The sequence below is a fragment of the Hymenobacter siberiensis genome, assembly GCF_018967845.1.
Classification (GTDB): domain Bacteria; phylum Bacteroidota; class Bacteroidia; order Cytophagales; family Hymenobacteraceae; genus Hymenobacter; species Hymenobacter siberiensis.
Window position 1 is genome coordinate 574,249 of record NZ_JAHLZZ010000001.1, and the last position, 26,090, is coordinate 600,338.

A 26,090-nucleotide genomic window follows, 5' to 3' on the forward strand; every position below is an offset into this window, starting at 1 on the left:
CGGCTTGCCCGGCACTTCGGCTTCCACCAGCCGCAAACCCCTGCGGCTGATGCCTGATAATCAAGCAGGTTTTCCTCAACCGAATAATCCGTCCAGCACTTCGTCGAGCCGGCTCACCGCGTGCACTTTCAAGCCAAACCTAGCTAAGTCCAATCCCTTGCCATTAAACCGGGATACGTACATTTCCTGAAAACCCAGTTTTTCGGCTTCGGCCAGGCGCTGGTCGAGGCGCGAGACAGCGCGTATTTCGCCGCTCAGGCCCACCTCGGCGGCCAGGCAAACGTGGCCGGGAATGGGCACATCATTGAGCGAGGAAACCACGGCGGCGCACACGGCCATGTCCAGGGCAGGGTCGTCGAGGCGCAGGCCGCCGGCAATGTTCAGAAACACGTCGTGCTGGCCCAGGCGCAGGCCGGCGCGCTTCTCCAGCACGGCCAGCAGCATTTGCAGGCGCTTGGCGTCGAAGCCGGTGCTGCTGCGCTGCGGCGTGCCGTAGGACGTGGGCGATACCAGGGCCTGCACTTCCACCAGCAGCGGGCGGTTGCCCTCCAGCGTAGCCCCGATGGCCATGCCGCTCAGGCTTTCGCCGCGCTGCGAGAGCAGAATTTCGGAGGGGTTGCTCACCTGCCGCAGGCCGTCGCCCTGCATTTCGTAAATCCCTAATTCTGAAGTGCTGCCGAAGCGATTTTTGGTGGTGCGCAGGATGCGGTAGCTCATGTGCCGGTCGCCCTCGAACTGCAGCACGGTGTCCACCATGTGCTCCAGGATTTTGGGGCCGGCAATGCTGCCATCTTTCGTGATGTGGCCGATGAGCATGACCGGCGTGCTGGTTTCCTTAGCAAATTTCAGGAATTCGGCGGTGCATTCGCGCACCTGGCTCACGCTGCCCGCGCCACTCTCCACCAGCGTGGAGTGCATGGTCTGGATGGAGTCGATGACGAGGATATTAGGCTGCACCTGGTCAATCTGCCGGAAAATGTTCTGGGTATTTGTCTCTGTCAGGATGTAGCAGCCGGGGTGCTGGCCGTCGGCCATGCGCTCGGCGCGCATTTTTATCTGGGCTTCGCTTTCTTCGCCGCTCACGTACAGCACCTTCATCTGGCGCAGGCTCAGGGCAATTTGCAGCATGAGCGTACTCTTGCCAATGCCCGGCTCGCCGCCGATGAGGATGATGGAGCCCGGCACGATGCCTCCGCCGAGCACGCGGTTCAGCTCGCCATCGGGCGTGATGATGCGGGGCTCGTCTTCAGCCAGAATATCACCGAGCGGGACGGACTTGGCGGCTTTCTTGATGTTGCCGCCGGGCACGGTGCTGGCGGGCTTCCACTGGCCGGTGGTGGTGGCCACGGTTTCCTTCTGGATAACTTCTTCAACGTAAGTATTCCACTCGCCACACACGGGGCAGCGGCCTATCCATTTCGATGATTGAGCACCGCAGGATTGGCAGAAATAGACGGTTCTGGCTTTGGCCATGAAAGGGTGTTTTTTGCTAAATTGAGTGAATATTTATAAGACCGACGGCAGCAAAAAAGTTGCCTGCTAACGGAAGCATTATAGGCGGCTATCCGTCTATAATTGCTCGTGCAAGGTACGGCCAGCCCCGGCCCATGCCCACTTAACCTTCTTCCCTTCGCGGGGTTGCTTTGCCATGCCTGAACCCCTCGTCCTCACCGCCGCCGACTTCGCCCCCATCATCGCCTTCGCTGGCCTGGCGCCCGACACGCTAACGTGGCTGCTGGCCCACGGCGAGGCCAACCGCTACGCACCCAATGAAGTCATTATCGAAGCAGGCGCGGCCGCCGACTTTATGATGGCCGTAGTGCGCGGCGGCATTCAGTTCTACGCCGGGCAGGGCGGACCGTCCACGCCGGTGTTCCGCGTCGGAACCGGCCAGGTATCGGGCGTGCTGCCTTATTCCCGGCTGCGCGAAGTAAAAAACCAGGGCACCGCCACCGGCGAAACGGTGCTTTACCTGCTGCACCGCGACCATTTTCCGGCCCTGGAGCAAGTCAGCCCCGAGCTGGTGCAGCGCCTCGTGGGCATTATGAACGACCGCAGCCGCGACCAGGTGCGCAGCCAGGAGCGCGATGACAAGCTGCGCGCCCTGGGCAAGCTCTCGGCCGGCCTGGCCCACGAGCTGAACAACCCCGCCGCCGCCATTGCCCGCGCCGCCCAGGCCCTGGCCAACCGCGTGGGGGCCAAGCCCGCCCTGTTTGTGGAGCTGGTGAGCCATTGCCCCTCACCCGCCGCCATGCTGGCCCTCACCGCCTTAGCCGTGCCCGCCGCCGAAGCCCAGCCCCCACAAAGTGCCCTGGCCCGCGCCGACCGCGAAGACGAGCTGACCGACTGGCTCGCCACCCACGGCGTGCCCAACGGCTACCACCTCGCCCCCGCCCTGCTCGAAGCCGGCCTCTTGCCCGCCGCTCTGGCCGCCGTGGCCGAACTGCTGCCGCCCGCCGCCCGCCCGGCGGCTTTTGCCTGGCTCGAAGGCCAGCTCACCACCATGCAGCTGGTACGCGACGTGCAGGAGGCCGGCGGCCGCATCAGCAAGCTGGTGGCCGATGTGAAAACGTACTCGCACATGGACCGCGCCGGCGTCTTCGAACCCATCGACGTAACGGTTGGCCTGGAAAGCACTCTCAATATGCTCGGCTTCCAGCTGCGGCAAAAGAATGTGCGGGTTGTCCGCGATTATGCGGCCGGCCTTCCTGCTATTCGCGGGCAGGTAAGTAGCCTCAACCAGGTGTGGACCAACCTGCTTGATAATGCCATTGATGCACTGCCCGCGCAGGGCGGCGAAATCACGCTGCGCACCGAGCTGGAAGGCGGCTTTGTGCGCGTATTTTTGATTGACAACGGCAGTGGCATTCCGGCCGACGTGCTGCCGCACATCTTCGAGCCTTTCTATACTACCAAGCAAGCCGGCGACGGCTCGGGGCTCGGCCTCGACATTGCGCAGCAGATTATCCGGCAGCACGATGGGCGGCTGGAGGTTGAGTCGGCACCCGACTACACCGAATTCTGCGCCTGGCTGCCAATAGCTAATTAATTCAGCATCTGTATTATGCCTGACAAAAAACCCATCATCCTCGCCGTTGACGACGACCCGCAGGTACTGGCCGCCATTGCCCGCGACCTGCGCCAGGAGTTTAGCGCCGAGTACCGCATTCTGCGCGTGAATTCCGGCCCCGAGGCGCTGGCCACCATCAAGGAGCTTTATGAGAAGGAGGAACCGCTGGCCCTCATCGTGGCTGACCAGCGCATGCCCGAGCTGGAAGGCGTGGAGCTGCTCACGGCCTCGCGCGAATTTTTCCCGGATGCCAAGCGCGTGCTGCTCACCGCCTACGCCGATACCGAGGCCGCCGTGCGCGCCATCAACTCGGCCCGGCTTGACCATTATCTGATGAAGCCCTGGGACCCGCCCGAAAATCTGCTTTATCCGATTCTGCACGATTTGCTCACGGCCTGGCAGGCCGCCTATAGGCCTAAGTTTGGGGGCATCCGGCTCATTGGTTTTCAATGGTCGCCGCTCTCGCACGAGCTCAAGGATTTTCTGAGCGGCTACATGGTGGGCTACCAGTGGCTCGACTACGAAACCAGCCCCGAAGCCAAAGCCTTGGTGAAAGCACGGGGCTTCACGTCCACCGACTTACCGCTGGTTATCTGCGCCGATGGCCAGGCCGTGGCCAATCCTACCAAAGCCGCCCTGGCCGAGCATTTGAACATCGCTAACCAACCTTTGCAGGACCTGTACGACGTGGTGGTAGTGGGCGCCGGGCCGTCGGGGCTGGCCGCCGCCGTGTACGGCGCCAGCGAAGGCCTCAAAACCCTCATCATCGAGCGCCAGACGCCCGGCGGGCAGGCTGGCACCAGCTCGCGCATCGAAAACTACCTGGGCTTCCCCACCGGCCTGAGCGGGGCCGACCTGGCCTTTCGTGCCTGGACCCAAGCCGTGCGCCTCGGGGCCGAGTTCCTGGCCCCGCAGGAAGTGGCCGAACTCTGCATTCAGGACGGCTACAAAGTCCTGACCCTGAGCGATGGGCGTGAAATCAGCACCAAAGCCGTAGTCCTCACCACCGGCGTGAGCTACCGCACCCTCGACGTACCGGGCATGGAGCGCCTGAGCGGCGCGGGCGTGTACTACGGCGCGGCCCGCACCGAAGCCCGCAGCTGCGATGAGCAGGACGTGTACATCGTGGGCGGCGGCAACTCGGCCGGGCAGGCGGCCATGTACCTGGCCACCTACGCCCGCCGGGTGTTCATCGTCATTCGCGGAGCCGACCTTGCAGCCAGCATGTCGGCGTATCTCATTGAGCAGATTCGCACTACGCCCAATATCGAGCTGCTGCCATACTCCCAAATCAAGGAAGTATGCGGCCAAGACCACCTCGAAGCCGTGATGGTGGACGTGAATGGCACCGTCGAAAAGCGGCCGGCCCGCGCGCTATTTGTCTTCATCGGGGCCAAGCCCAGCACCGAATGGGTGTGCGACCAGGTGCTGTGCGACGGCAAAGGCTTCCTCCTCACCGGCCGCGACCTCGTGACAGACCCGCGCTACGCCGAAGTCTGGAAAAAAGACCGGGAGCCGTATCTTTTAGAAACATGCGTGCCCGGCATCTTCGCCGCTGGCGACAGCCGTGCCGGGGCCATGGCCCGCGTGGCCTCAGCCGTGGGCGAGGGCAGCATGGCCATCAAATTCGTGCACCAGTACTTAGACGAGTAGGTAAAATGGCAAATGAGTAAATGAGTAAAGTTGACGTTCAACTGCCTGAAAATGTGCAGACAGAACGTCAACTTTACTCATTTGCCATTTTACTATTGTAGCATCAGCTGGTCGGGCAGGTTCATCAGGTAGTCGCCGTAGCCGCTTTTGCGCAACGGGGCGGCAATGGCGCGGAGCTGGTCGGCATCAATAAAACCCTGGCGGTAAGCGGCTTCCTCAATGGAACCTACTTTCAGGCCCTGGCGCTGCTCAATTACTTTCACGAATTCGCCCGCCTGCATCAGGCTTTCAAACGTGCCGGTATCGAGCCAGGCCGTGCCCCGGCCCAGGATGCCCACTTTCAGCGTGCCGCGCTTGAGGTACTCGCGGTTCACGTCTGTGATTTCGTATTCGCCGCGTGGGCTCATTTCGAGGTTTTTGGCGATTTCCACCACGTCGTTGTCGTAGAAATAAAGGCCGGGAACGGCATAGTTGCTCTTAGGCTTCTCCGGCTTCTCTTCGATGCTGAGGGCATTTTTGTCGGCATCGAATTCCACCACGCCGTAGCGCTCGGGGTCGTGTACATGGTAGGCGAACACCACGCCGCCCTGGGGGTCGTTGTTCGACTTCAGCAATTCCTCCAGGCCCGCGCCATAGAAAATATTGTCGCCAAGTACCAGGGCCACCTTATCTTTGCCAATGAAATCGGCACCCAGCACGAAGGCCTGGGCCAGGCCGTTGGGCACTTCCTGCACTACGTACTGGAAATTGCAGCCTAGGTTTTTGCCGTCGCCCAAAAGCTTTTTAAACTGCTCCTGGTCGTGGGGCGTGGTGATAATCAGCACTTCCCGAATACCAGCCGACAGCAGAATCGACAGTGGATAATAAATCATCGGCTTGTCGTACACGGGCATCAACTGCTTCGAGACCGCCAGCGTGAGCGGATGCAGGCGGGTGCCGGAGCCGCCGGCGAGGATAATTCCTTTCATAGGTAAGAATTGTAGCCTGGACTCTGCGAGTCCGGGTATTGGAGAATCTGGACTAACGCCCGGACTCACAGAGTCCAGGCTACAAATTAATTACGTTCCTGAATGAACGCCTGATTGGCCTTGAACCACGCCAGCGTCTGCTTCAAACCCTCGCGGATGCGCACCTGCGGCTGGTAGCCCAGCAACCGGTTGGCCTTCGAGATATCGGCCAAAGAGTCGCGGATATCCCCGGCGCGGTCCGGCCCAAAAACCGGAGCCAAATCCGAGCCCGCTTCCTCGCGCAGGATGTCGTACATCTGCACCAGCGAAGTCCGGTCGCCCACGGCAATGTTGTACACCTGGCCCAGGGCCTCGGGGTTCGTTACCAGAGCGGCGCGGATGTTGGCCTCCACGCAGTTCTCCACGAAGGTGAAATCGCGGGTCTGGCCGCCGTCGCCGTTCAGCGTGGGTGGCGTATTTTGCAGAATAGCGTCGATAAACAGCGGAATTACCGCCGCGTAGGCTCCGCCGGGGTCCTGGCGCGGGCCGAAGATATTAAAGTAGCGCAGGCCAACGATTTCCATGCCGTAGGTTTTCGCAAACACATCAGCATACAGCTCGTTGGCATATTTTGTCACCGCGTAGGGCGAGAGCGGCTTGCCGATGCGGTCTTCCACTTTGGGCAGGCCGGGGTGGTCACCGTAGGTCGACGACGAGGCCGCGTACACGAAGCGCTTCACGCCCGCGTCTTTGGCGGCGGTCAGCATCTGCACGAAGCCGCCCACATTCACATCATTCGTCAGCACCGGGTCCTTAATGGAGCGCGGCACCGAGCCAAGCGCGGCTTCGTGCAGCACCACGTCCACGCCTGCGCAGGCAGCGGCGCAGGTAGCCGCGTCGCGGATATCGCCTTCGATGATTTCCAAGCGGTTATCATCTGAAAACAGCGCCAGATTTTTGTGAAAGCCGTTGGAATAGTTGTCCAGCGTCCGCACTTTCTTCACGCCGTATTTCAGCAGATACTCCACGATGTTGGAGCCGATGAAGCCCGCGCCGCCGGTAACGAGAAAGGTCAGCTTGTCGAGCGGCTGCTCATGGAAGGGGTTTTCGTACACTTCGTTTAGTTATGAGTTATGAGTTATGAGTTATGAGTTAAAAGGTAAGAGTTGAGTCTTGGTAGCCAGAGCTGCTGTTGCATCAACTCCTAACTTTTAACTCATAACTCTTAACTGAAGCGCTAGCGCCCCGCGTACTGCTTCTGGTTGTAGTCCTGGTACGCGCCGCTCGTTACGCTGTTCAGCCACTCTTCGTTGGCGAGGTACCAGTCCACGGTCTGGGCGAGGCCCTGCTCGAAGGTCACGGACGGCTTCCAACCCAGCTCGTTCATAATTTTGCTGGAGTCGATGGCGTAGCGCATGTCGTGGCCGGCGCGGTCGGTCACGAACTTGATAAGCTTGCGCGAAGTGCCCTGCGCCTGGCCGGTTTTCTCGTCTACCACGTCGCAGAGCAGTTCGATGAGCTTGAGGTTCTGCCACTCGTTCACGCCACCGATATTGTAGGTTTCGCCGTTTTTGCCGTTGTGGAACACCGCGTCGATGGCCGTGGCGTGGTCTTTCACGAAGAGCCAGTCGCGCACGTTTTCGCCTTTGCCATACACCGGCACCGGCTGGCCGGTGCGCAGGCGGTGAATAGCCAACGGAATCAGCTTCTCGGGGAAGTGGTTGGGGCCGTAGTTGTTCGAGCAGTTGCTAAGCTTGATGGGCAGGCCGTAGGTGTGGTGCCAGGCGCGCACAAAGTGGTCGGAGCTGGCTTTCGAAGCCGAATAGGGCGAGCGGGGGTCGTAAGAAGTTTCCTCCGTGAACATCTCGGGGCCGAAGTCCAGCGAGCCGTACACCTCATCGGTGCTCACGTGGTAGAATACGTGGCCATCGTAGCCGCCGGGCTGCCACAGGTTGCGGGCCGCGTTCAGCAGGTTCACCGTGCCGATAACGTTGGTTTTCACAAACGCCATCGGGTCGGTAATGCTACGGTCGACGTGCGATTCGGCCGCGAGGTGAATCACGGAATCGGGCTCCTCGTTGGCAAACAGCTGGTCGATAAATGACTGGTCAGAAATATCGCCCTTAATGAAGCGGTAGTTTTCAGCCTTCTCAATGTCGCGCAGGTTTTCCAGGTTGCCGGCGTAGGTCAGCGCGTCGAGGTTGATAATCTGGTGCTCGGGGTATTTCGTAACGAAGAGCCGAACTACGTGGGAGCCGATAAAGCCGGCGCCGCCAGTGATGAGGATTTTCATGATTTCAAATGTGAAAATGTGACTGATGTGAAAATGATGGCAATGGCTATTTATCAAGCACATTTCCCCATTTCTCATATTTATTTCAGGGTTTGCTGCCACTTCCAGGAACTGGCCAGGGAATCAGCCAGGGAAGTTTCGGTTTTGAAGCCCAGCACCTGCGCGGCCTTGGTGGCATCGGCGTAGATGGCGGGCACATCGCCGGGGCGGCGCGGGCCGATGCTGTAGTTCAACTTCTGGCCGCTGGCCTGTTCGAATGCCTGCACCACTTCGAGCACGGAGTTGCCGTGGCCAGTGCCCACGTTAAACGTTTCGACGGACTCACTGGCTTTGCGGTCCAGCAGGCGCTGCACGGCCACGATGTGCGCCTTGGCCAAATCCACAACGTGGATGTAGTCGCGCACATTGGTGCCATCGGGCGTGTCGTAGTCGCTGCCATTGATGGTCAGCTTCTCGCGGATGCCGGCCGCCGTTTGGGTGATGTAGGGCACCAGGTTATTCGGCACGCCCAGGGGCAATTCGCCGATTTTGGCGGATTCGTGCGCCCCGATGGGATTGAAGTAGCGCAGCAGAATGGTGCGCAGCTTGTTGGTCGGGGCCGCCGACACATCATGCACGATTTCCTCGCACATCTGCTTGGTGCGGCCGTAGGGCGACGAGGCCGGCTTGGTAGGTGTGGCCTCGGTCACGGGCAGCGCATCGGGAATGCCATACACGGTGCACGACGACGAAAACACCAGGTTCTCGACCCCAAAGTCCGGCATTACGGCCAGCAGCGTCAGCAGCGAGCCCACGTTGTTCTGGAAGTAGGCCAATGGCTTAGCCACTGACTCGCCCACGGCTTTGTAAGCCGCGAAATGAATCACGCCTTTGATATCCTTCTCGGCCTCAAACACGCCACGCAGCGCAGCTTCATCACCGCAGTCGATGCGGTAAGTCGGCACCTTCACGCCCAGAATTGACTCGACACCGGCCAGGGCTGACTCTTCCGAGTTGCTGAAATTATCTACGATAACCGGCTGATAGCCGGCCTGCTGAAGGGCAACTACCGTGTGGGAGCCAATGTAGCCGGCTCCGCCGGTAACAAGAATCTTCATGTTATTAGTTATTAGCTGAAAGCCATTAGCTGTTAGCTTTTTTGACTGCTACTCCACAGAAATGGCTAACAGCTAAAAGCTAATGGCTAACCGCTAAATAATTACAGGCTCCAGTATTGCAGGTCTTTCATCTTGCCGCGGTACAGGCCTTTGATGTCGACCAGCACGGCATTTTCGGAAGTAATGGACTGGAAGTAGGCCTCGTCTTTGGCGGCGTAGGGCGCGTGGCTCACGGCTACAATCACGGCGTCGTAGTCGGTGCGCACATCGTCGTTTTGGGTCAGGCGGAAGCCATACTCGTGGTGCAGTTCGTCGGAGTCGGCGTGCGGGTCCACTATGTCGACATTCACCGAGAAGTTTTTCAGCTCCTGGATTACGTCGGCCACTTTCGAGTTGCGGATGTCTTCCACGTTCTCCTTGAAGGTAGCGCCCATCACCAGCACGCGGCTTTTGGCCACGTCCTTGCCTTTCTTAATCATCATCTGCACCGTTTTGCGGGCGATGTAGGCTCCCATATTATCGTTGGTGGTGCGGCCCGAAAGAATGACTTTGGCGTCGTAGCCCAGCTCTTTCGCTTTGTAAGTCAGGTAGTAGGGGTCCACGCCGATGCAGTGGCCACCCACCAGACCGGGCGAGAACTTCAGGAAATTCCACTTGGTACCCGCAGCTTCCAGCACCTCGTAAGTGTTGATGTTCATGCGGTCAAAAATCATCGACAGCTCGTTCATCAGCGCGATATTGACGTCGCGCTGGGTGTTTTCGATGATTTTGGCAGCCTCGGCCACGCGGATGCTGCTGGCGCGGTGCACGCCGGCATCTACCACCAGCTCGTACACTTTGGCCACGGTATCGAGGGCTTCCTCGTCGTTGCCGGACACCACTTTCACGATGCGGCGCAACGTGTGCTCCTTATCGCCGGGGTTGATGCGCTCAGGCGAGTAGCCCACTTTAAAATCAGTCGGGAATTTTAGGCCCGAGAGGCGCTCCATTACCGGAATGCAGTCCTCCTCGGTGCAGCCGGGGTATACAGTGCTCTCAAACACCACATAATCACCTTTTTCCAGGACCTTACCTACTGAACCCGAGGCGCCAAGCAGCGGCTTAAGGTCGGGCTGCGCGTGCTCATCGATGGGCGTGGGCACGGCCACGATGTAGAATTGCGCCTGACGCAGCACCTCCAGCGAATCGGTGAAGGTGATGTCGCAGCCTTCAAAATCCTTCTTTTCCAACTCACCGCTCGGGTCAATGCCTTCTTTCATCTGGGCCACGCGGCCGGCGTTGATGTCGAAGCCAATCACCTTGAGTTGCTTGGCAAATTCGAGGGCAATGGGAAGGCCCACGTAACCGAGGCCGATAACGGCCAGCGTGGCCTCTTTGCGCAATAGTTGGTCGTACACTGCTAAATTTATGGGTTGTGAATTATGAATTATGAATTCCCCCGGGGCCGTCTGGCGGTGGTTGTTACCACGGGCCGCACCGATTGCTCGTCGGCGCTCAGCTCATATTTTTCGGCACTTTCGGGGCAAGTGGCGTGCCCTTGCTGGTCGAAGCTGAGGCGGTGGCCGTAGGCGCTCATCCAGCCTTGTGGGCGGGCGGGCGTGCCGTATACGAGGGCATACGCCGGAACGTCGTGCGTGACTACGCTGCCCGCGCCCACAAAGGCGTAGCGGCCCAGCCGCGTGCCGCACACGATGGTGGCGTTGGCCCCAATTGTGACGCCCTGCTCCAGGTAAGTGGTCTGGTACTGGCCGGGACCTTTGCGGGGCACGGCGCTGCGCGGATTTTTTACGTTGGTGAACACCACGGAAGGGCCCAGGAATACGTCGTCCTCACAGACGACGCCACCGTAGAGGCTCACGTTATTCTGCACCTTCACGTTGCGGCCCAGGGTCACGCCGTCGGCCACAAACACGTTCTGACCCAGGTTGCATTCTTCGCCGATATCGGCCCCGGCGCAGACGTGGCTAAAGTGCCAGATGCGGCTACCCCGGCCTATCTGGCACCCTTCGTCGAGGATGGCCGTGGGATGGGCGTAATAATCGGGGGTAGTATGAGGCATTCGGGGCGGTCGGACGGTTCAGCCCGCAAAGGTAAGGAGAAGGGCGGGGTTAGCTTCGTACTTTTGGGTAATTCCCTTATTGTCCTTGTATTATGGCTCAGCCCGCCTTCCAAACCGAACCCACCAGCTACGTTTCGCCCGAAGAATACCTGCGCCTGGAACGCGAGGCGGAATTCAAGCACGAATATTTTCAGGGCGAAACCCGCGCTATGGCCGGTGCAGGCTACGCGCACAACCTGATTTGCGCGAACCTGACCGGCGAACTTTATAGCCGATTACGCAGCCAAGGCTGCTCGGTGGTGAGCAGCGACCAGCGCCTGCAAATCATGAGCGGCAGCGCCTTCGTGTACCCCGACCTGACGGTGGTGTGCGGCAAGCCGGAATTCAACGAAGAAAAAAAGCCCGATACGCTGCTGAATCCCACGCTGCTGGTGGAAGTGCTTTCGCCCACTACCAGCCAGTACGACCGCAGCGAAAAGTTCATGCTCTACCGCCAGGTGCCCAGCCTCCGCCAGTACCTGACGCTGGATGCCCAGGCCATTCACGCCGAGCTACATACGCTGGACGACCTGGGCCGCTGGGTCCTTACCGAAACCCGCGACCTGAGCGCCACGCTGGATTTGAGCAGCATCGGCTGCCAGGTGCCGCTGGCGGAGGTATATGCGGGGGTCTGAACCGCGGATTTAGCGGATTTAGCGGATTATTCGGATTTTGTGGGTGGTGCCAGGACGGAATCAACTATCCTGAACACGGCAATCCGTGTGCGCGAAAAATCACCCACGAAATCCGTGAAATCCGATAAATCCATGGTCAGAGCTTCACGCACACGTTCTGCGCCTCGGTAAAAAACCGCAACGCTTCCAGGCCGCCCTCGCGGCCGACGCCGGAATTTTTCATGCCGCCGAAGGGTGTGCGCAGGTCGCGATGCAGCCAGGTATTTATCCAGACGATGCCGGTGTGCAGTTGGTGGGCCACGCGGTGCGCGCGCTGCAAATCACGGGTCCAAAGGGTGGCCGAGAGGCCGTAGTCGGTGCTATTAGCCATCAACAGGGCTTCCTCGTCGGTGTCGAAGGGCGTGAGGGTGACCATGGGACCGAATATTTCTTCCTGGTTGGTGCGGCAGTCGAAGGGCAGGTTCTCGAACACGGTGGGCTCCAGGAAATAGCCGCTTTCACAGCGGCCGGGCACGGTGGCGCGGTGGCCGCCGGCCAGCAGCGTGCCGCCTTCTGCGTGGGCTAGTTTAATGTAATCGAGCACCTTGTGCAGGTGGGCTTCGCTCACCAGGGCACCTTGTTTGGTATCGGCTTCGAGCGGGTCACCGATTTTCTGGTCCTGCAGCTGCTTCAGAAACTCCGTTTTGAAGGCCTCGTAAATCGGGCGCTCGATGAAGATGCGGGAGCCGCACAAGCAAATCTGGCCCTGGTTGGCGAAGCTGCTGCGGATACTGGTGGCCACGGCGGCGGCCAGGTCGCAATCGGCGAAGATGATGTTGGGATTCTTGCCGCCCAGCTCCAGGCTGAGCTTTTTGAACATGGGCGCGGCCGTAGCGGCCAGGTGCCGCCCGGTGGCCGTACCGCCCGTGAAGCTGATGGCCTTGATACCCGGATGCTCCACAATGGCCTGCCCGCAGTTGGGGCCGTTGCCGTGGATGATGTTGAGCACGCCCGCCGGCAAGCCGGCTTCCATGCATAATTCACTCAGCAAAAAAGCGGTGGCCGGGGTTATTTCCGAGGGTTTGGCCACCACGCAGCAGCCCACGGCCAAGGCCGGCGCAATTTTCCAGGTAAAGAGGTAGAGCGGCAGGTTCCAGGGCGAGATGCAGCCCACCACGCCCACGGGGTGGCGCACGGTGTAGTTCACGGCCACGCCTTCCTGCACGTGGGCTTCGGTGGCGAAGTGGCCGGCAGCAGTGCCGAAAAAGTGGAAGTTGCTGGCCGCTCGGGGAATGTCCATCACGCGGGCCAGGCTCAGGGGCTTGCCGTTGTCCTGGCTTTCGGCGCGGGCCAGACGGTTGAGGTTGGCATCGATGAGGTCGGCGATTTTTACCAGCAGGCGGCCCCGGTCTTCGGCGGGAAGCGCGCGCCAGGCGGGCAGAGCGGCTTCGGCGGCGGCCACGGCGGCGGCCACATCCTCGGGGCCGGAGTCGGGAATCTGGCCGTAGACCTGGCCGGTGGCGGGGTCTACGTTATCGAGGTAGCGGCCGGCTTGCGGTGGCACGAGCTGGCCGTTGAGGTAGTTCTGGATGCGGAGCATGATAATTTGGCCGTAAACTCAGGTTCGCTTTGCAATTTCACCGGGGCTACCAAGCATAATATTTTGCTAAACAGGCTGATAGCCAGCAGATAAATCAGGAACGATTTCCTCACGAACCGGCTGACTGATAAGGTGCCATTCCTTCCGCCAGGCCGTGAGGCGGTACAGCTTTACCAGGCCCACCACGATGGCCAGCGCAAACAAGCTGGCCACGAAACGAGGTTCGAACACCAGGACGGAATATTTTCTCAGCTCCAGGTATCGTAACACCGATTCAAGGTTCAGGAAATAAGCCACCGAAACGATAATATAAAGGACGTAATCGCTCCGCAGGAAACCGTAGGCCGCCAAAAAGAGCACGGCCGCGTGCCAGTACCGCTCGTGCATCTGGGTATTGAAGAACGCGAACAGGAGCGGAATCAGCCCGATGCTGAGCAAGACCTGCGCAAAGTCGTCCGGCGAGTATGCAGCGGCCACGAACGGCGATATGCGCTGCTGGCGCAGGTTGCGCACCGTGAGCAGCAACAGCGGCAGCAATGCCAGCGCCGACGCCACGAAGAACATCAAAAGCCCCCAGGCCCGGTACGTGATTCCGGCGAACAGCTGGGAATCGGGAGCCGTGAGCGGGTCGGGGGTTGGAACCAGAATATGCCAGATATTGAAAGCATTCATGGACAGGTACGGAAAGAAATTCGCCGCACCCAGGTTAATTTCCATGATGCGCGGCAGATAGTTCTCTTCGCCGCCCCAAATGAAGGGAGCCAGGATTAAGGTCATCAGTGCCGCCCCGGCCACAAGGGCCACTACCAGCTGCCGGGGCCGTTGCCACCACAGCGGTACCCACAGCAGCAGCAGCGGCGGCAGGAAAATCATGGACTGGGGCTTGGCAGCCAACGACAGCACGAAAAGCAGCATGCTGGGCACCGCCCGCTGCCGCACGGCCAGCACCACGGCCCCAAACGCGAAAAACGTGTAGATGGCATCTACCTGAATCCACACCAGCGTGTCGTAGAGGTAGCCGATGTTTAACAACAGCAGCAGCACCAGGCCAAAGCGCCGGTCGCGCTCGCGCACCAGCGACGCCGCCCAAAAAGCCCCCGCAAAATCGAACACCAGGGTAAACGCCTTGAGCCAATGCCGGTAGTAGATGAACTTATCGACATCGCCCAGCACCCACCCAAAAAACCATAAAATGTAGTGATACAAGGGATTGTATGAGTTGCTTGGCGTCTTACAAACGTTGCCCAGCCCCTGGTAAAAAATATCCTTGCCCCAGGCCACCCAAAAGCTCATGTCGCTGTCGTGGCCCGCGCGGGGCACCAGCAGCAGCAGCAGCAGCAGCAGCAGCGAGAAAAGCAGAATAGTATAGGCCGCCTGCCGACGAAATGAAAGAGTACCCATTGGTGTCAAAAAAACAGGTGCCCGCAACAAGCCGGGCAATAAAATACTGCGGCTAGCGCGTGAGTAACGGTTGGGCCGGGGTGCTTTCGAGAGCGGCGGGCGTTTGGTTCGATTCGGCGATGATGTAGAGCGGGCGCTGGCGCACGTTGGCACTAAGGCGAGCCATGTACTCGCCAATAACCCCCACGGCAATGAGCTGCACCCCGCCCAGAAACAGAATGCTCATCATGAGCGAGGCCCAGCCGGGCTCGTAGTCGTGCCGTACCAGGCGGGCATACAGGGTGTAAAGCATGAGCAAAAATGCCACACCCGACACCGTGAACCCCATCACCGTGGCCGCCTTCAGCGGTGCGTCGGAGAAGCTGGTGATGCCGTCGAGGGCGAAGCTGAGCATCTTGCGGTAGGTGTAGCCGGTTTCGCCCCCGGCACGCTCGGCCCGGTCATACTCCACGAAGGTTTGGCGGAAGCCTACCCAGGCAATCTGCCCCCGCAGGAACTTGTGCTGCTCGGGCATCTGGCGCAGGGTGAGCACAATGCGGCGCGAAATGATGCGAAAGTCGCCGGTATCGACGGGAATGGAAACCCGCGTAATTCGCGCCAGAATTCGATAGAAGAGCTTCGCGGTCAGCTTCTTGGCGTAACTCTCGCCCTGGCGCGAGCGGCGCTTGGCATATACCACGTCGTAGCCCTGCTGCAGCTTGGCGTACAGGTCCACGATGAGCTCGGGCGGGTCCTGCAAGTCGGCATCGATGATGGAAATAGCTTCGCCCCGCGCGTGGTCGAGCCCGGCCGAAACGGCAATCTGGTGGCCAAAATTGCGGCTAAAATCGAAGTAGCGCACCCGCTCGTCCTGCGCGGCCAGGGCTTTCAACATGGTGAGCGACTGGTCGTGCGAGCCATCGTTGACAAAAATCAACTCGTAGCCGCCGGGCAGGCTCATGCCGTCGAGCACGCCTTGCAGGCGGCGGTACAGCTCGGCAATATTGGACTCTTCGTTGTAAATGGGAATAATGACGGATAAGTCCATGCGGGCAAGTTATTGAATAGCAATGGTTCCAAAGTACAGCCGATACCTATCCGGCGCTTTCCGCCGCATCATAGCTGCCGGGCGGGGCCGATGATGCGCAAAAGTATGGTTTCGCCCCGAAAAGCCCGCCCGCGCCCTCAGGGCGTGAGCGGGTAGGTATTTTTGATTAAGCGGCGATGGCTACCGGTGCCAACGTAGTAATAGACATCGGTATTGACGGGCCGGATAAGCAGGTCGTCGGCCAGCAGGTCCCGGTTTTGGTAGATGACTTCGATGCGTACGACCTCCGGCGTCACCCGGAACGGCACAATTATCCGCACCCAGTTGCCCAGCACCTCGGTGGCTTTGCGCCCATCAACCACGGTTGCGGTGGCTTCGCCTTTGGCGTTATAGGCCTTCACCTGCATGTTGCCGTAGCCATAGTCCGACTTCCCGTTCATCCACACCGAGGCTTCGTAGCGGCCGGTATCGGCGGGGGCCGGCACGGGGCCATCATACAGCGTTGAGAAACCGTCGGCGGCCTGGTAATAGGCCCCCGCCCCGAGCCGCCCCCGCCGGTCGGGCGCCTGGTCGAACGACTGCACCAGCACCCCGGCCGGGGTAGTGGCGCGCAGCCCCCCGGCGCGCACCGGCAGCGTGGGCAGCAGCGAATCGGCCAGGATGCGCGCCCGGGGCAGGGCCGTGGCCGCCAGGGCCGCAATCGGCAGCTCGTAGAGCGAGGCCTCGGGCGTTTCCACCAGCAGGTGGCCCAGCTTGATGAGGCGCTGCTCGGCTTCGGTATAATAGTCGGGGGTGACGAGCAGCAGAATGGGCTTATCGTTGGGGAAGTGGGCCAGCAGCTCTTTGGGAACCATGTCGCTGCTGAACAGCTGAATATGCTGCATGGCCTGGCCCACCGAAGCCCGCGATACGTAGGTGGCCAGCAGGGGCAGGCCGGTGGTGGCCGCCGCCTTATCGCCCTGGTAAATTGAGTTACTGCTTCCGCTCAGGTCAAACTTGTCAGTGCCCATATTGTAATATGGCACCGGCAGAATAGCCTGAAAATCGGAAAGCTGACGCCCTGCCCACGACAGCCGGGAAACCACGCCAGTAGCGGGGTCCAGAAAGGTGCTGGCCCCGGTGCCCACCGTCACCTGGTCGGCCTTGGTGGATACCTGCAGCCAGGCCTCGGTGGCCCAAAACAGCAGCAGCGGCAGCCCCACCCACGCCAGGGCGGGCACGCGCTGGCGGCGCAGGTACCGCCACATGCGGTACAGGCAGTAGGCCGTGTAGGTAGTGGCTACGTAGTAAAAAGGCCAGGCAAAGCGGCCCAGCGAGCGGAACTGCTTCACGGGTCCCGCATGGTCCGTCACCCACGCGAACCACTCCCACTTAAACGGCATACCGAAGGCCAGCAGCAGCAGTAGGCTGGCCGCCCACAGCCCCGTGCGCAGGTGCAGCGGCAGGGCGGGCCGCCACAGCCGCTGCCACTGGCGGCGGCGCACCACGGCCACCAGGCCCAGCACCACCGACACCGCCAGAGTGAGCGTACTCACCAGCCCGACATAGGCAAACCCTTCATCGTTGTACTCGTCGCTCGGCCAGTGCGCCTGCCACCAGTCATGCAGGGGCCCCAGCACGGGCGTAAATACCGATTGGGTGTTGGAGATGTACACCGTGAGCCCGTAGGGATTGGGGGGGCGGTCGGCGACGTGGTCGGTGGCCCAGATGTAGCCCCGAAACAGCAGCAGCGGCAGCAGCGCCGCCAGCACCATGCGCCCCAGCCAGGGCCGCATACGGGGCTGCTGCCAGGCCAGCACCGCAATGTGGCCCATCAGAAAAAAGCAGCCGCAGGCCAGAAAATACAGCATCATGCCGCCCATCAGCAGGGTGCCCACCCCAAACAGCACGTACCAGCGCCACTGCCGCGGGGCCTCCTGCATGCGGATGATGCAGTACCAGAGCAGGGGCACGAAGCAGGCGTAGCTGAGCGAGATGTGGCCGTCGAGCCGCAGAATTTGCGGCGACATGAAGCCGATTAGCAAGGCCAGCACTGCCGCGTACAGAACCGGCAGCCGCGTGCGACGCAGAATGGCATACATCACCACCGGTGTGAAGGCGACCGAAACCAGGGGCAGCAAGTTGGTGATGGCCACCGTGTAGCGGCCCGTGGGCACCCCGTGCCGCTGCAAAAAACCCATTATGGTGGCCAGCAGGGGCTGGAGGTTGGGGTAGTTGAAATGCTCGCCGTAGGGGTAGTTCATGCCCGTGAAGCGGTTACCCACATCGTGCATGGTGTAGAAAGCCGTGGCGAAATAGCTTTGCAGCGCATCGCCGCCGTCTTTGAAAAAGTAGTCGTTCGGGTTAACCAGTATCGGCCAGAATAGCACGGCCGTTAGCAGGGCAGCCACCAGTGCCACCCCGGCCATACCCAGCCGGTGCGCATTGCGGAAAGTTGGACTCATACGGAAAGGAATACGTGGCCGGTAGACCGTCTGGAAACAGCAAAGAATACCGGACACTTTTCAGCCCGCTTTCAAATGCGGCCTGAATACTCGGTATTTACACGCTTCAAAACTACAGCCCAATCCCCGAGCCCGCATTATTCATCCGGGTTGCGCTTCTACTTTTGCCCATAGGCTAGCAGCCCGAGCAATGACTTCGGGCGAATCCTCCAGGCACCAGCTCTGCATCGCCTCCTGCTCCTTCCCTGCATTTGCCATGGCGCTGAATTCCGTAATCCGAGCTATTGTTCTCATCCTCCTGCTGGGAGCCGGCACCCTCCCCGGCAGGGCCCAGGGCCCGGTGAACTACGCCAACTGGCGCCTGGAATGGGCCGAAGAATTCAATACGCCCATCGATACCGCCAAGCTGGCCGAGCGGTGGCGCTTCTTCTATCCCTGGGGCCACGTCATCAACCCATCGTTTGAGGCGGGCTACTACACCGGCGAGGGCCTGCATACCGGCGACGGCCTGCTCAACATGACCATGACCGAGCTGGCCGAGCCGCGGCCCTACCGAGGCAAAAACATGCGCTACGATACCCCCATGCTCATGAGCCGGCACCCCGTTGATTCGCTCCTGCCCTACAACTGCCACGCCGGCGAGGGCTTCAGCTACGGGCTGTTTGAGGTGCGGCTACGGCAGCCCCTGCACCGGGAATCATTTCCCGCGTTCTGGCTCTTTGGGGGGGTTCCTGATGAGATTGACATCTTCGAAGCCGCCGCCGACAACTTCAGCAATAATTTTCATCTGGCGGCGAACGAGTACTGGCGGCCATCGAGGCAAAAATCGATGGATTGCCAGTGCGAATATTACAACGTGGACCCCTCCGGCAACCTGCACGACCAGTTTCATACCTACGGCATGAGCTGGATGCCCGACGGGGTTATTTTCTATTACGACGGCATTCCCATTCGCCACGAAACCCGGTACATTCCGACCGGTTGCGGCATGGCCGTTATCCTGAATCTGGGCGTGGTCGACTGGGCCCGGCATGCCACCGATACCATGGCCGTCGATTACATCCGCATCTACCGGCCCCGCCGGCTGCCGCCCGTGCCCGTGGTGCAGCGCCCGGGAGCCGAGTACCCGCACAACGAACAGGACTGGATGCCGGCCGAAACGCAGCCCGGCCGGGCCGACCAGGCCACCCGCCAGGACTGGCTACTGGCCCCGGCCCGCCGCGCCCCGCAGCAGCTCACGCTTCAGCTCACGGACAACTATAATCCGACCTGCGATTTGCACATGTCGCTGCCCGTAGCCGGCCGCTGGGCCCCCACCTGGACGCAAACCTATGGCACCCCCGAGCTGCGCGTGCGCATTCCCGCGCCCGACTCGCTGCATTGGACAATGCGTGATGCCTTTGGACAATTTGTTGGCAGTGGCACCAGCCCGGGCGGCAGTACGTGGCGGCCCTGCCTGGCGGCCCTGCCGCCCGGGGCCTACGCCCTGCACCTGCGCCAGGGCGCGGCAGCTACTGTGCAGCCCCTCAACATCATAGGCCGGGCCGTCCATTCGGCGCCCGATAGTGTGTGGCAGAAGCCGGCCATAGTCCCACTGGACGCCGAATGAGCTGCCCTGCCCGCACCGGGGGCCCGGGGCCGGCTGCTCCCTTTTTTCGACGGTCCGCAACCCGGCATCTGGTGGTAGTTGCCAAATTTACAATTCCTTATTTCCCCGTATTTATTAGTGCGGGCTACTAATTCTCGTTCGGCCAAGAGCAGGGTGAGTGGGCTGAATGCTGTAGTTTTACCCCCATTATTCTCCATCCACTTTAATACAATGAGAAAAAATATTCTCAATTCGCTGGTCGTACTGGCCGGCACCAGTCTGCTGTTAGTTTCCTGCTCCAAAGACGAAGACAAGGTGAAGGGCACCCTGGTAACCCACAACGATTTTGAAGCGGTACTGGGCTGGGGCGGCACCACCGACATTAGCGTGAACACCGAAAAGGCCCATTCGGGCAAATATTCGATAAAAACCGGGCCGCAGAACGAGTATGCCTACACCTACTCGCAGACCCTGGGCCAGATGAGCCCGACGAAAATAAAGGAGCTGACCCTCTCGGCCTGGGTTTGGGTGCCCAACGCGCAGGCGTCCAGCACCCTGGTGGTTTCCATCAACCACTCCACCATGGTGAACACGGCAGTATACTACGGTGGCATCGACCTGAGCAAAGACGTGACCAAGTACAAGAGCTGGCAGCACGTGTCGAAGACCTTTACCCTGCCCGATTCGGTGCAGTCGACCAATCACCTGAAATGCTACCTGTGGCGGGCCGGCAACAGCGAATCGGTCTATGTTGATGATATGACCCTGAGCGTTGGCGAATAAACTTCTCCGAAAAATCGGCCGGCTGGCCGCAGCGGGGCTCCTGTGCTTCGTTGCGGCCTGCTCCGGGTCCGACGCCGGCCATTGGGTGGGCGACTACGTGACGGACAACGACTTTGAGGCCATGCGCGGCTGGCTGCCCGATGCCTCCAGCCTCACCCGCGACCACGCGCACTCCGGGCAGTTTGCCACCTACGTGGGCCCCGAGCGCGAATACGGCCTGACCTTCGACCTGCCCCTGCGCGATGCCAGCGTGCACACGCTCAAGGGTGTGGCCGTGGAAGCCTGGGTGTATCTGCCCACGCCGGAGGCCGCCGCTTCGCTCGAAGTGCAGGTGCCCCTGGCCGGCCCCGACAGCCGCATGGGCTTTGCGGGCAGCATCAAGCTGGCCGACCAGGTGAAGGAAACCGCGAAGTGGACCCGCGTCCGGCAGGAGTTTGCCTTTCCGGCGGGCCTGCCCGGCGATGCGCACCTGCGCATTTTCCTGTGGCGCAATGCTACCCAGGCAACGGCTTACCTTGACGACTTGCGGGTGAAGGCCCTGGAGTAATTGCTGCCGGGCCGGCACGTTGCGCGGGCCACATCCTTTCTGCTGATGCGTTTTCTTCCAACTTTGGGGGCCGTGGGCCCATTCCGGCGCGCCTGGCTGTGGCAAGGGGGGCTCTACCTCAGCTTCTGGGCCGAGCTGCGCCTGTTCACCGACCTGCGCCTGAACTATGGCCCGTTTCTGAACCCGGTGCTGTTCTACCTGTCCTCGGTGTTCCTGTGCGGGTTTGCGGCCCTCTACTGGCTCGACCGCCCCGTGGCCCCGGCCGATGCGGAGCGCACCAGCCGCCGCTTTCCGCTGGCCTGGATTGGGCTGTTGCTCGGTGCCGTGCAGGTGCTTTATGTGCAGGCCCCGATTATTGCGACGCAGGCCATCGACGTGCGCTCGTCCGACATCATCCCTATTCTCCAGGCCGACGTGAGCCGGTTTCGCGCGGGCGAGGTGGTGTACCGCTACATCACCACCCTGCCGTACCCGCTGTTTCCGAACCACTTACCGCTCCAGTGGCTGCCCTACGTACCCGCCGACCAGCTGGGCATCGACTACCGCTGGTGGGCGCTGGGCATTTTGCTGTTGGTGGGGTTTGGCGCTTACCAGGCCACGCTGGCGCGGCAGCCCCTCAGCCTGGTCAATTTCCTGCTCAAGGTGGCCCTGCCAGCCTACGTGCTCTACCGCCTCATCTCCCGCGATGGGCAGCTGTACGCGCACCCCGTCGAGCCCACCATCATTGCCTACTACTGCATTCTGGCGGCCAGCGTGCTGAGCCGGTCGGCGCTGTTGCAGGGGGCCGCCCTGGTGCTGTGCCTGTTATCGCGCTACTCGGTGGTGTTCTGGGTGCCGTTTTATTTGTGGGTGCTGTGGCGTGAGGAGGGCCGCCGCCACGCCCTGTTAGTGGCCGGGCTGGTGCTGGCCGGCATCGTGGGCATTTACGTGGTGCCCTTCCTGAGCAAAGACTGGACGATTTTCACCCACGCGCTGAGCGAATACCGCATTTCGACCCTCGGCGAGTGGGGCCGCACCGACGGGGCCGGGGGCCTGCCGCCGCAGCTCTTCGGCGGCGTGGGCCTGGCCGCGTGGTTCTTCACCTACGGCCCCGATGATTTGAATGCCCGCATCAGCCTTATTCAGGCGGCCGATGCCCTGCTTTCAATAGGAGCGGTGGTGCTGGCGGCCGGGGTTTACTACTACTTCCGCCACCGCTTCGACTACCGCATTTTCGCCCTCATCGCGCTAAAGTTCTACCTGGCCACGTTCTACGCTTTTATCCAGACGCCCTACGCCTACCTGGAGTCGCTGGGCCTGTTCATTTCGGTATTTGTGGTGATGATGACCGGGGCCGGGCTGGCCACCACCACGCCCCGGGCCGATAAGCGCGCGCCGGCGGTCCTGCCGCCGCTGGTGCCGGCCACCGCCGCGTAGGACCGCCAGGCTTACCCGCTTGGCGCGGTACTTCATAGCTCTACTTTGGCAGGTTGTCGGTTGGGTGTAGGGGCGGGGCTTGCCCCCGCCCGTTGTTCGCGCCATTCCGACGGATTTCGTTCAACGATGGGCGGGGACAAGCCCCGCCCCTACACCCAACCGACATATGAAGTACCGAGCCAAGCGGGTAAGCCCGGCGGCCTACTGACCCAGCAGGCCGTATTTAATGATGCAATAGATGGCCCGAAACCCATCGCGCCAGCCAATTTTTTTGCCCTCGGCGTAAGTGCGACCGTAGTAGCTGATGCCGACTTCGTAAATGCGGGTGTCCTTCACCCGGGCCACTTTGGCGGTTACCTCGGGCTCGAAGCCGAACCGGTTTTCGACCAGCACCAGGCCCTGAATGATGTCGCGCCGAAACATCTTGTAGCAGGTTTCCATGTCGGTCAGGTTCAGGTCGGTCATCATGTTCGACATGAAGGTGAGCATCTTGTTGCCGATGCTGTGCCAGAAGAACAGGATGCGGTGCGGGTTGCCGCCCATAAACCGGGAGCCGAATACCACGTCGGCAAAGCCCTTCAATACCGGTCTTATCAACAGGTTATATTCCTCGGGGTCATACTCCAGGTCGGCATCCTGAATGATGACGTAGTCGCCGGTAGCCTCGCGGATGCCGGTGTGCAGCGCCGCGCCCTTGCCCTTGTTTTCGGGGTGCTCCAGCAGGCGCAGGCCCATTTCGGGGTAGCGCGCCGCGTAGGCCCGAATGCGCTCGCCGGAAGCATCCGTTGAGCAGTCGTTGACGAGAATAATTTCCTTGCCGATATTATTCACCAGCTTCAGCTCGCGCAGCAAATCCAGAATCTGGTGAATAGTGCGGGCCTCGTTGTAGACCGGAATAACGATGGAAAGCGTATCGAATTTTACCACAGGAAAAAGGTTGGGCACGACAAAGGAGCCGTAAAGCTAGTGGTTCGCTGTTGGTTGCCGAGCTTTTTTTAAGCACCGGACTAACAACTGAAAACGAACACCTATAGCGTGCCCGTGCGGCCCCCATCCACGGGCACGCTGGTGCCGGTGATGTAGCCGGCCGCCGGCGAGGCCAGAAATGCGACAGCCGCCGCTACATCTTCGGCCAGGCCAAAGCGGCGGGCCGGGATGGCTTTCAGCATGTCGGCTTCGATGGCCGCGGTGGTCTGGCCGGTCTGGGCCGTTTTTTTCTCGATGAGGGACGTGTGGCGCTGAGTAAGGGTGGCGCCGGGCAGCACATTGTTCACAGTGATGCCGTGGGGGCCCAGCTCGTTGGCCAGGGTTTTGGCCCAGCTGGCCACCGCCCCGCGAATAGTATTGCTCACGCCCAGGCCAGCCAACGGAATCTTAACCGAGGTGCTCACAATGTTGATAATGCGCCCGAAGCCGGCGGCCCGCATGCCCGGCACCACCGCCTGCGCCAGCAAGTGATTGCAGATAACATGCTGGTTAAAAGCTATTAGCAGGGCGTCTATCGGGGCATCGAGCAAGGGGCCACCGGCCGGTCCACCCGTGTTGTTCACCAGAATCTGAAAGCCATTGGCGTGTGTGGCCAGGTAGGCCTGCACCACCTCGGCCAAGTGGCTGGGGGCGTCGAAATCGGCTACCAGGTAGTCGTGGGTCTGGCCGGCGGGTATGGGCAGGGCGGCGGCCACTTCGCGCAGCGTGGTTTCGTTGCGGGCCAGCAGCGTGACGGTAGCGCCCTGGGCCGCGAGGGCTTCGGCCACGGCACGGCCGATACCTTGCGTGGAGCCGCCCACCAGGGCGCAGCGGGAGGAGAGAGGAAGGGCCATAGTCAGGGGCTGGGGATGGGGCAAAGGGGATTGAGATGTTGCTTTGTAGCGGAGCTCGCGCAGGCGGGTTCAACGGGCCTGCAAGCCAGCCGGCGGCTTCCCGCTCATTCTACGCGTTTATTCCATGTTTTTATCGCAAGCAAAGCTACCAAACCGCCGCGTAGCGCTCCTGATAGTGGCCATTTTTGGCGCGGCCTACGGCTCGCTGGCGCTGGTGAATCATTACCTGTTTCGGACTTACGCCTACGACCTGGGCATTTATAACCAGGCCCTGTGGGACTACGCGCACCTGCGCCTGAACACCAACTCGGTGATGCGCTACAACAATTTGCTCGGCGACCATTTCACGCTGGTGCAGCTGCTGTATGCCCCACTATACTACCTGTTTGGCTCCTACACGCTGGTGCTGGTGCAAATTACGCTGGTGCTGGGCGGCGGCTACGGCGCCTACCGGCTGCACCTGCTGCGCACTCAGGGCCGGCAGGCGGGCGCGGCGCTGGGCCTTTTAGTGCTGTTTCTGAGTACCTGGGGCATTTATTCGGCCCTGGCGTTTGATTACCACGACAATGTGCTGGCCGCCATGCTGCTGCCCTGGCTGTTGTATTGGCTCGAAGCCGACCGCCGCGGCCGAGCCACCGGGGTGGCCGTGCTGATGGCGGCCAGCAAGGAAAACATGGCGCTCTGGCTGGTTTTTATTGCCCTGGGGCTGGCCGTGCTGCACTGGCGCGAGCCGGCGCGGCGGCGCTGGGCGCTGGCCGTGGCCGGGGCAACGGCCGTTTATTTCCTGGTCGTGGTCAAGCTCATTATTCCGGGCCTGGGCTCGGGCGATGCTTACCTCTACCAACAGCAGTATGTTGCGGTGGGGCGCTCGGCGGGCGAGGCCCTGAATACGCTGCTTACGCGGCCAAGCTACGTACTGGGGCTGCTATTCAAAAACCACCTGGCCGACCCCAACGGCGACTACGTGAAGGCCGAGCTGCACATCATGGTATTGCTCTCGGGTGGCCTGGCCCTGCTGCGCCGCCCGGCCTACCTGCTCATGCTGGCCCCCATTTATGGGCAGAAGCTGCTGTCGGGCAATATTGCACACTGGGGCATTAGTGCACAATACTCGGTAGAGTTCGTGCCCGTGCTGCATGCCGCCCTGAGCCACTGGCTGGCCCCGGCCACCCCTCGCCGTGCCAAGTGGCTGGCCATAGGCGCGGCCACGCTGGCCCTTGCCGCCACCATTGTATCGATGCAGGTACGCAAAGCGCACGGGTACGACAAGAGTGCGGCCCAGTTTTTCCGTAGCCGGCACTATCATCGCGAGTTTGATGCCGGAGCGGTACATCGGGCCCTGGCCCTGATACCGGCCAACGCGCGGGTAAGTGCTACCTCGCCTCTGGTGCCCCACCTGGCGGCCCGACCCTACATCTACCAGTTTCCCTACGTGGGCGATGCCGACTACATCGTAGCCTTGCGCCTAGAGTCGACCTACCCGCTCACTGTAGCCGCCCTCGATTCGCAGCTGACCGAATACCAAGGTAGTAGCCGCTGGCGCATGTTGCTGGACCAGCCGCCCCTGCGGATATTGCAGCGTATCCACCCGCTGCCTGTGCCCAATCGGCGTTTTTTCGAGCGTCGGGGTATGGGCGGAAGTGACTCCACGCGCGGGCCGGGTGCCCGGCAGTAAATTAGCCCCTGCAACTA

21 protein-coding genes are annotated in these 26,090 nt (G+C 61.1%); 8 read left to right on the forward strand and 13 right to left on the reverse strand.

Annotated elements, in window-relative coordinates; all coding sequences use genetic code 11:
• Window positions 1-75 precede the first annotated feature (75 nt).
• Window positions 76-1,473, reverse strand: a complete 1,398-nt coding sequence (gene radA, locus KQ661_RS02475; protein ID WP_216685566.1) for a DNA repair protein RadA — start codon at window positions 1,471-1,473, stop codon at window positions 76-78.
• A 175-nt stretch (window positions 1,474-1,648) separates the two neighbouring features.
• Here radA and KQ661_RS02480 point away from each other — a divergent pair, with 175 nt between their 5' ends.
• On the forward strand, window positions 1,649-3,049 hold the full coding sequence (locus KQ661_RS02480) for an ATP-binding protein (RefSeq protein ID WP_216679193.1): 1,401 nt from the start codon (window positions 1,649-1,651) through the stop codon (window positions 3,047-3,049).
• A gap of 15 nt (window positions 3,050-3,064) precedes the next feature.
• Window positions 3,065-4,723 carry an FAD-dependent oxidoreductase gene (locus tag KQ661_RS02485; protein WP_216685567.1) on the forward strand — a complete coding sequence of 553 codons (1,659 nt, stop codon included), beginning with the start codon at window positions 3,065-3,067 and terminating at the stop codon, window positions 4,721-4,723.
• 92 nt (window positions 4,724-4,815) lie between these two features.
• Here the strand turns inward: KQ661_RS02485 and rfbA are convergent, their stop codons facing one another.
• From rfbA to KQ661_RS02515, 6 genes are all read right to left on the reverse strand, one after another.
• Complete coding sequence (rfbA, locus tag KQ661_RS02490; protein ID WP_216685568.1) at window positions 4,816-5,691, reverse strand: glucose-1-phosphate thymidylyltransferase RfbA; 876 nt, start codon at window positions 5,689-5,691, stop codon at window positions 4,816-4,818.
• A gap of 86 nt (window positions 5,692-5,777) precedes the next feature.
• Window positions 5,778-6,785 carry an SDR family oxidoreductase gene (locus KQ661_RS02495; RefSeq protein WP_216679196.1) on the reverse strand — a complete coding sequence of 336 codons (1,008 nt, stop codon included), beginning with the start codon at window positions 6,783-6,785 and terminating at the stop codon, window positions 5,778-5,780.
• A gap of 122 nt (window positions 6,786-6,907) precedes the next feature.
• Window positions 6,908-7,963, reverse strand: a complete 1,056-nt coding sequence (rfbB, locus tag KQ661_RS02500) for a dTDP-glucose 4,6-dehydratase (RefSeq protein ID WP_216679197.1) — start codon at window positions 7,961-7,963, stop codon at window positions 6,908-6,910.
• A gap of 80 nt (window positions 7,964-8,043) precedes the next feature.
• Window positions 8,044-9,060 (reverse strand): UDP-glucose 4-epimerase GalE, encoded by a 1,017-nt coding sequence (gene galE / locus KQ661_RS02505; protein ID WP_216685569.1) that lies wholly within the window; start codon window positions 9,058-9,060, stop codon window positions 8,044-8,046.
• Window positions 9,061-9,161: 101 nt separating this feature from the next.
• A complete protein-coding gene (locus KQ661_RS02510) occupies window positions 9,162-10,457 on the reverse strand; it encodes a nucleotide sugar dehydrogenase (RefSeq protein WP_216679199.1) in 1,296 nt (431 codons plus the stop codon).
• Window positions 10,458-10,486: 29 nt separating this feature from the next.
• Window positions 10,487-11,119 carry an acyltransferase gene (locus KQ661_RS02515; RefSeq protein WP_216685570.1) on the reverse strand — a complete coding sequence of 211 codons (633 nt, stop codon included), beginning with the start codon at window positions 11,117-11,119 and terminating at the stop codon, window positions 10,487-10,489.
• A 92-nt stretch (window positions 11,120-11,211) separates the two neighbouring features.
• On the opposite strand from KQ661_RS02515, the gene KQ661_RS02520 reads away from it, so the two are divergent.
• The gene (locus tag KQ661_RS02520; RefSeq protein ID WP_216685571.1) at window positions 11,212-11,793 is read left to right on the forward strand and encodes a Uma2 family endonuclease; all 582 of its coding nucleotides are present in this window, start codon (window positions 11,212-11,214) and stop codon (window positions 11,791-11,793) included.
• 136 nt (window positions 11,794-11,929) lie between these two features.
• Here KQ661_RS02520 and KQ661_RS02525 read toward each other — a convergent pair whose 3' ends face one another.
• From KQ661_RS02525 to KQ661_RS02540, 4 genes are all read right to left on the reverse strand, one after another.
• On the reverse strand, window positions 11,930-13,372 hold the full coding sequence (locus tag KQ661_RS02525) for an aldehyde dehydrogenase (protein ID WP_216685572.1): 1,443 nt from the start codon (window positions 13,370-13,372) through the stop codon (window positions 11,930-11,932).
• A 66-nt stretch (window positions 13,373-13,438) separates the two neighbouring features.
• Window positions 13,439-14,773, reverse strand: coding sequence for a hypothetical protein (locus KQ661_RS02530; RefSeq protein ID WP_216685573.1), 1,335 nt, complete (start codon window positions 14,771-14,773; stop codon window positions 13,439-13,441).
• A 52-nt stretch (window positions 14,774-14,825) separates the two neighbouring features.
• Window positions 14,826-15,800 (reverse strand): glycosyltransferase family 2 protein, encoded by a 975-nt coding sequence (locus KQ661_RS02535; RefSeq protein WP_216685574.1) that lies wholly within the window; start codon window positions 15,798-15,800, stop codon window positions 14,826-14,828.
• A gap of 137 nt (window positions 15,801-15,937) precedes the next feature.
• A complete protein-coding gene (locus tag KQ661_RS02540) occupies window positions 15,938-18,244 on the reverse strand; it encodes a hypothetical protein (protein WP_216685575.1) in 2,307 nt (768 codons plus the stop codon).
• Window positions 18,245-18,500: 256 nt separating this feature from the next.
• On the opposite strand from KQ661_RS02540, the gene KQ661_RS02545 reads away from it, so the two are divergent.
• The 4 genes from KQ661_RS02545 to KQ661_RS02560 all read left to right on the forward strand — a co-directional run bounded on the left by KQ661_RS02545 (window position 18,501) and on the right by KQ661_RS02560 (window position 22,578).
• Entirely contained in the window at window positions 18,501-19,853 is a 1,353-nt protein-coding gene (locus KQ661_RS02545) for a glycoside hydrolase family 16 protein (protein WP_216679206.1), read from the forward strand.
• 210 nt (window positions 19,854-20,063) lie between these two features.
• On the forward strand, window positions 20,064-20,615 hold the full coding sequence (locus KQ661_RS02550) for a carbohydrate binding domain-containing protein (RefSeq protein ID WP_216679207.1): 552 nt from the start codon (window positions 20,064-20,066) through the stop codon (window positions 20,613-20,615).
• Window positions 20,605-21,162, forward strand: coding sequence for a hypothetical protein (locus tag KQ661_RS02555; protein ID WP_216679208.1), 558 nt, complete (start codon window positions 20,605-20,607; stop codon window positions 21,160-21,162). Before KQ661_RS02550 ends, KQ661_RS02555 begins: the two co-directional genes overlap by 11 nt.
• Window positions 21,163-21,207: 45 nt before the next feature.
• On the forward strand, window positions 21,208-22,578 hold the full coding sequence (locus tag KQ661_RS02560) for a hypothetical protein (RefSeq protein ID WP_216685576.1): 1,371 nt from the start codon (window positions 21,208-21,210) through the stop codon (window positions 22,576-22,578).
• Between the two features lie 201 nt (window positions 22,579-22,779).
• Here the strand turns inward: KQ661_RS02560 and KQ661_RS02565 are convergent, their stop codons facing one another.
• Together KQ661_RS02565 and KQ661_RS02570 are read right to left on the reverse strand one after the other, a co-directional pair.
• Window positions 22,780-23,523: a glycosyltransferase family 2 protein gene (locus KQ661_RS02565; protein WP_317196061.1), complete on the reverse strand. Its 744-nt coding sequence runs from the start codon at window positions 23,521-23,523 to the stop codon at window positions 22,780-22,782.
• A gap of 83 nt (window positions 23,524-23,606) precedes the next feature.
• Window positions 23,607-24,398 (reverse strand): SDR family oxidoreductase, encoded by a 792-nt coding sequence (locus tag KQ661_RS02570; protein WP_216679211.1) that lies wholly within the window; start codon window positions 24,396-24,398, stop codon window positions 23,607-23,609.
• Window positions 24,399-24,522: 124 nt separating this feature from the next.
• On the opposite strand from KQ661_RS02570, the gene KQ661_RS02575 reads away from it, so the two are divergent.
• The gene (locus tag KQ661_RS02575; RefSeq protein WP_216685577.1) at window positions 24,523-26,073 is read left to right on the forward strand and encodes a DUF2079 domain-containing protein; all 1,551 of its coding nucleotides are present in this window, start codon (window positions 24,523-24,525) and stop codon (window positions 26,071-26,073) included.
• Window positions 26,074-26,090 lie beyond the last annotated feature (17 nt).

Coding starts and splice junctions, on each gene's coding strand:
- radA (WP_216685566.1), bottom strand. CDS start 1,473: ATGGCCAAAGCCAGAACCGTCTATTTCTGCCAATCCTGCGGTGCTCAA.
- KQ661_RS02480 (WP_216679193.1), top strand. CDS start 1,649: ATGCCTGAACCCCTCGTCCTCACCGCCGCCGACTTCGCCCCCATCATC.
- KQ661_RS02485 (WP_216685567.1), top strand. CDS start 3,065: ATGCCTGACAAAAAACCCATCATCCTCGCCGTTGACGACGACCCGCAG.
- rfbA (WP_216685568.1), bottom strand. CDS start 5,691: ATGAAAGGAATTATCCTCGCCGGCGGCTCCGGCACCCGCCTGCATCCG.
- rfbB (WP_216679197.1), bottom strand. CDS start 7,963: ATGAAAATCCTCATCACTGGCGGCGCCGGCTTTATCGGCTCCCACGTA.
- galE (WP_216685569.1), bottom strand. CDS start 9,060: ATGAAGATTCTTGTTACCGGCGGAGCCGGCTACATTGGCTCCCACACG.
- KQ661_RS02515 (WP_216685570.1), bottom strand. CDS start 11,119: ATGCCTCATACTACCCCCGATTATTACGCCCATCCCACGGCCATCCTC.
- KQ661_RS02520 (WP_216685571.1), top strand. CDS start 11,212: ATGGCTCAGCCCGCCTTCCAAACCGAACCCACCAGCTACGTTTCGCCC.
- KQ661_RS02525 (WP_216685572.1), bottom strand. CDS start 13,372: ATGCTCCGCATCCAGAACTACCTCAACGGCCAGCTCGTGCCACCGCAA.
- KQ661_RS02530 (WP_216685573.1), bottom strand. CDS start 14,773: ATGGGTACTCTTTCATTTCGTCGGCAGGCGGCCTATACTATTCTGCTT.
- KQ661_RS02535 (WP_216685574.1), bottom strand. CDS start 15,800: ATGGACTTATCCGTCATTATTCCCATTTACAACGAAGAGTCCAATATT.
- KQ661_RS02540 (WP_216685575.1), bottom strand. CDS start 18,244: ATGAGTCCAACTTTCCGCAATGCGCACCGGCTGGGTATGGCCGGGGTG.
- KQ661_RS02545 (WP_216679206.1), top strand. CDS start 18,501: ATGGCGCTGAATTCCGTAATCCGAGCTATTGTTCTCATCCTCCTGCTG.
- KQ661_RS02550 (WP_216679207.1), top strand. CDS start 20,064: ATGAGAAAAAATATTCTCAATTCGCTGGTCGTACTGGCCGGCACCAGT.
- KQ661_RS02560 (WP_216685576.1), top strand. CDS start 21,208: ATGCGTTTTCTTCCAACTTTGGGGGCCGTGGGCCCATTCCGGCGCGCC.
- KQ661_RS02570 (WP_216679211.1), bottom strand. CDS start 24,398: ATGGCCCTTCCTCTCTCCTCCCGCTGCGCCCTGGTGGGCGGCTCCACG.
- KQ661_RS02575 (WP_216685577.1), top strand. CDS start 24,523: ATGTTTTTATCGCAAGCAAAGCTACCAAACCGCCGCGTAGCGCTCCTG.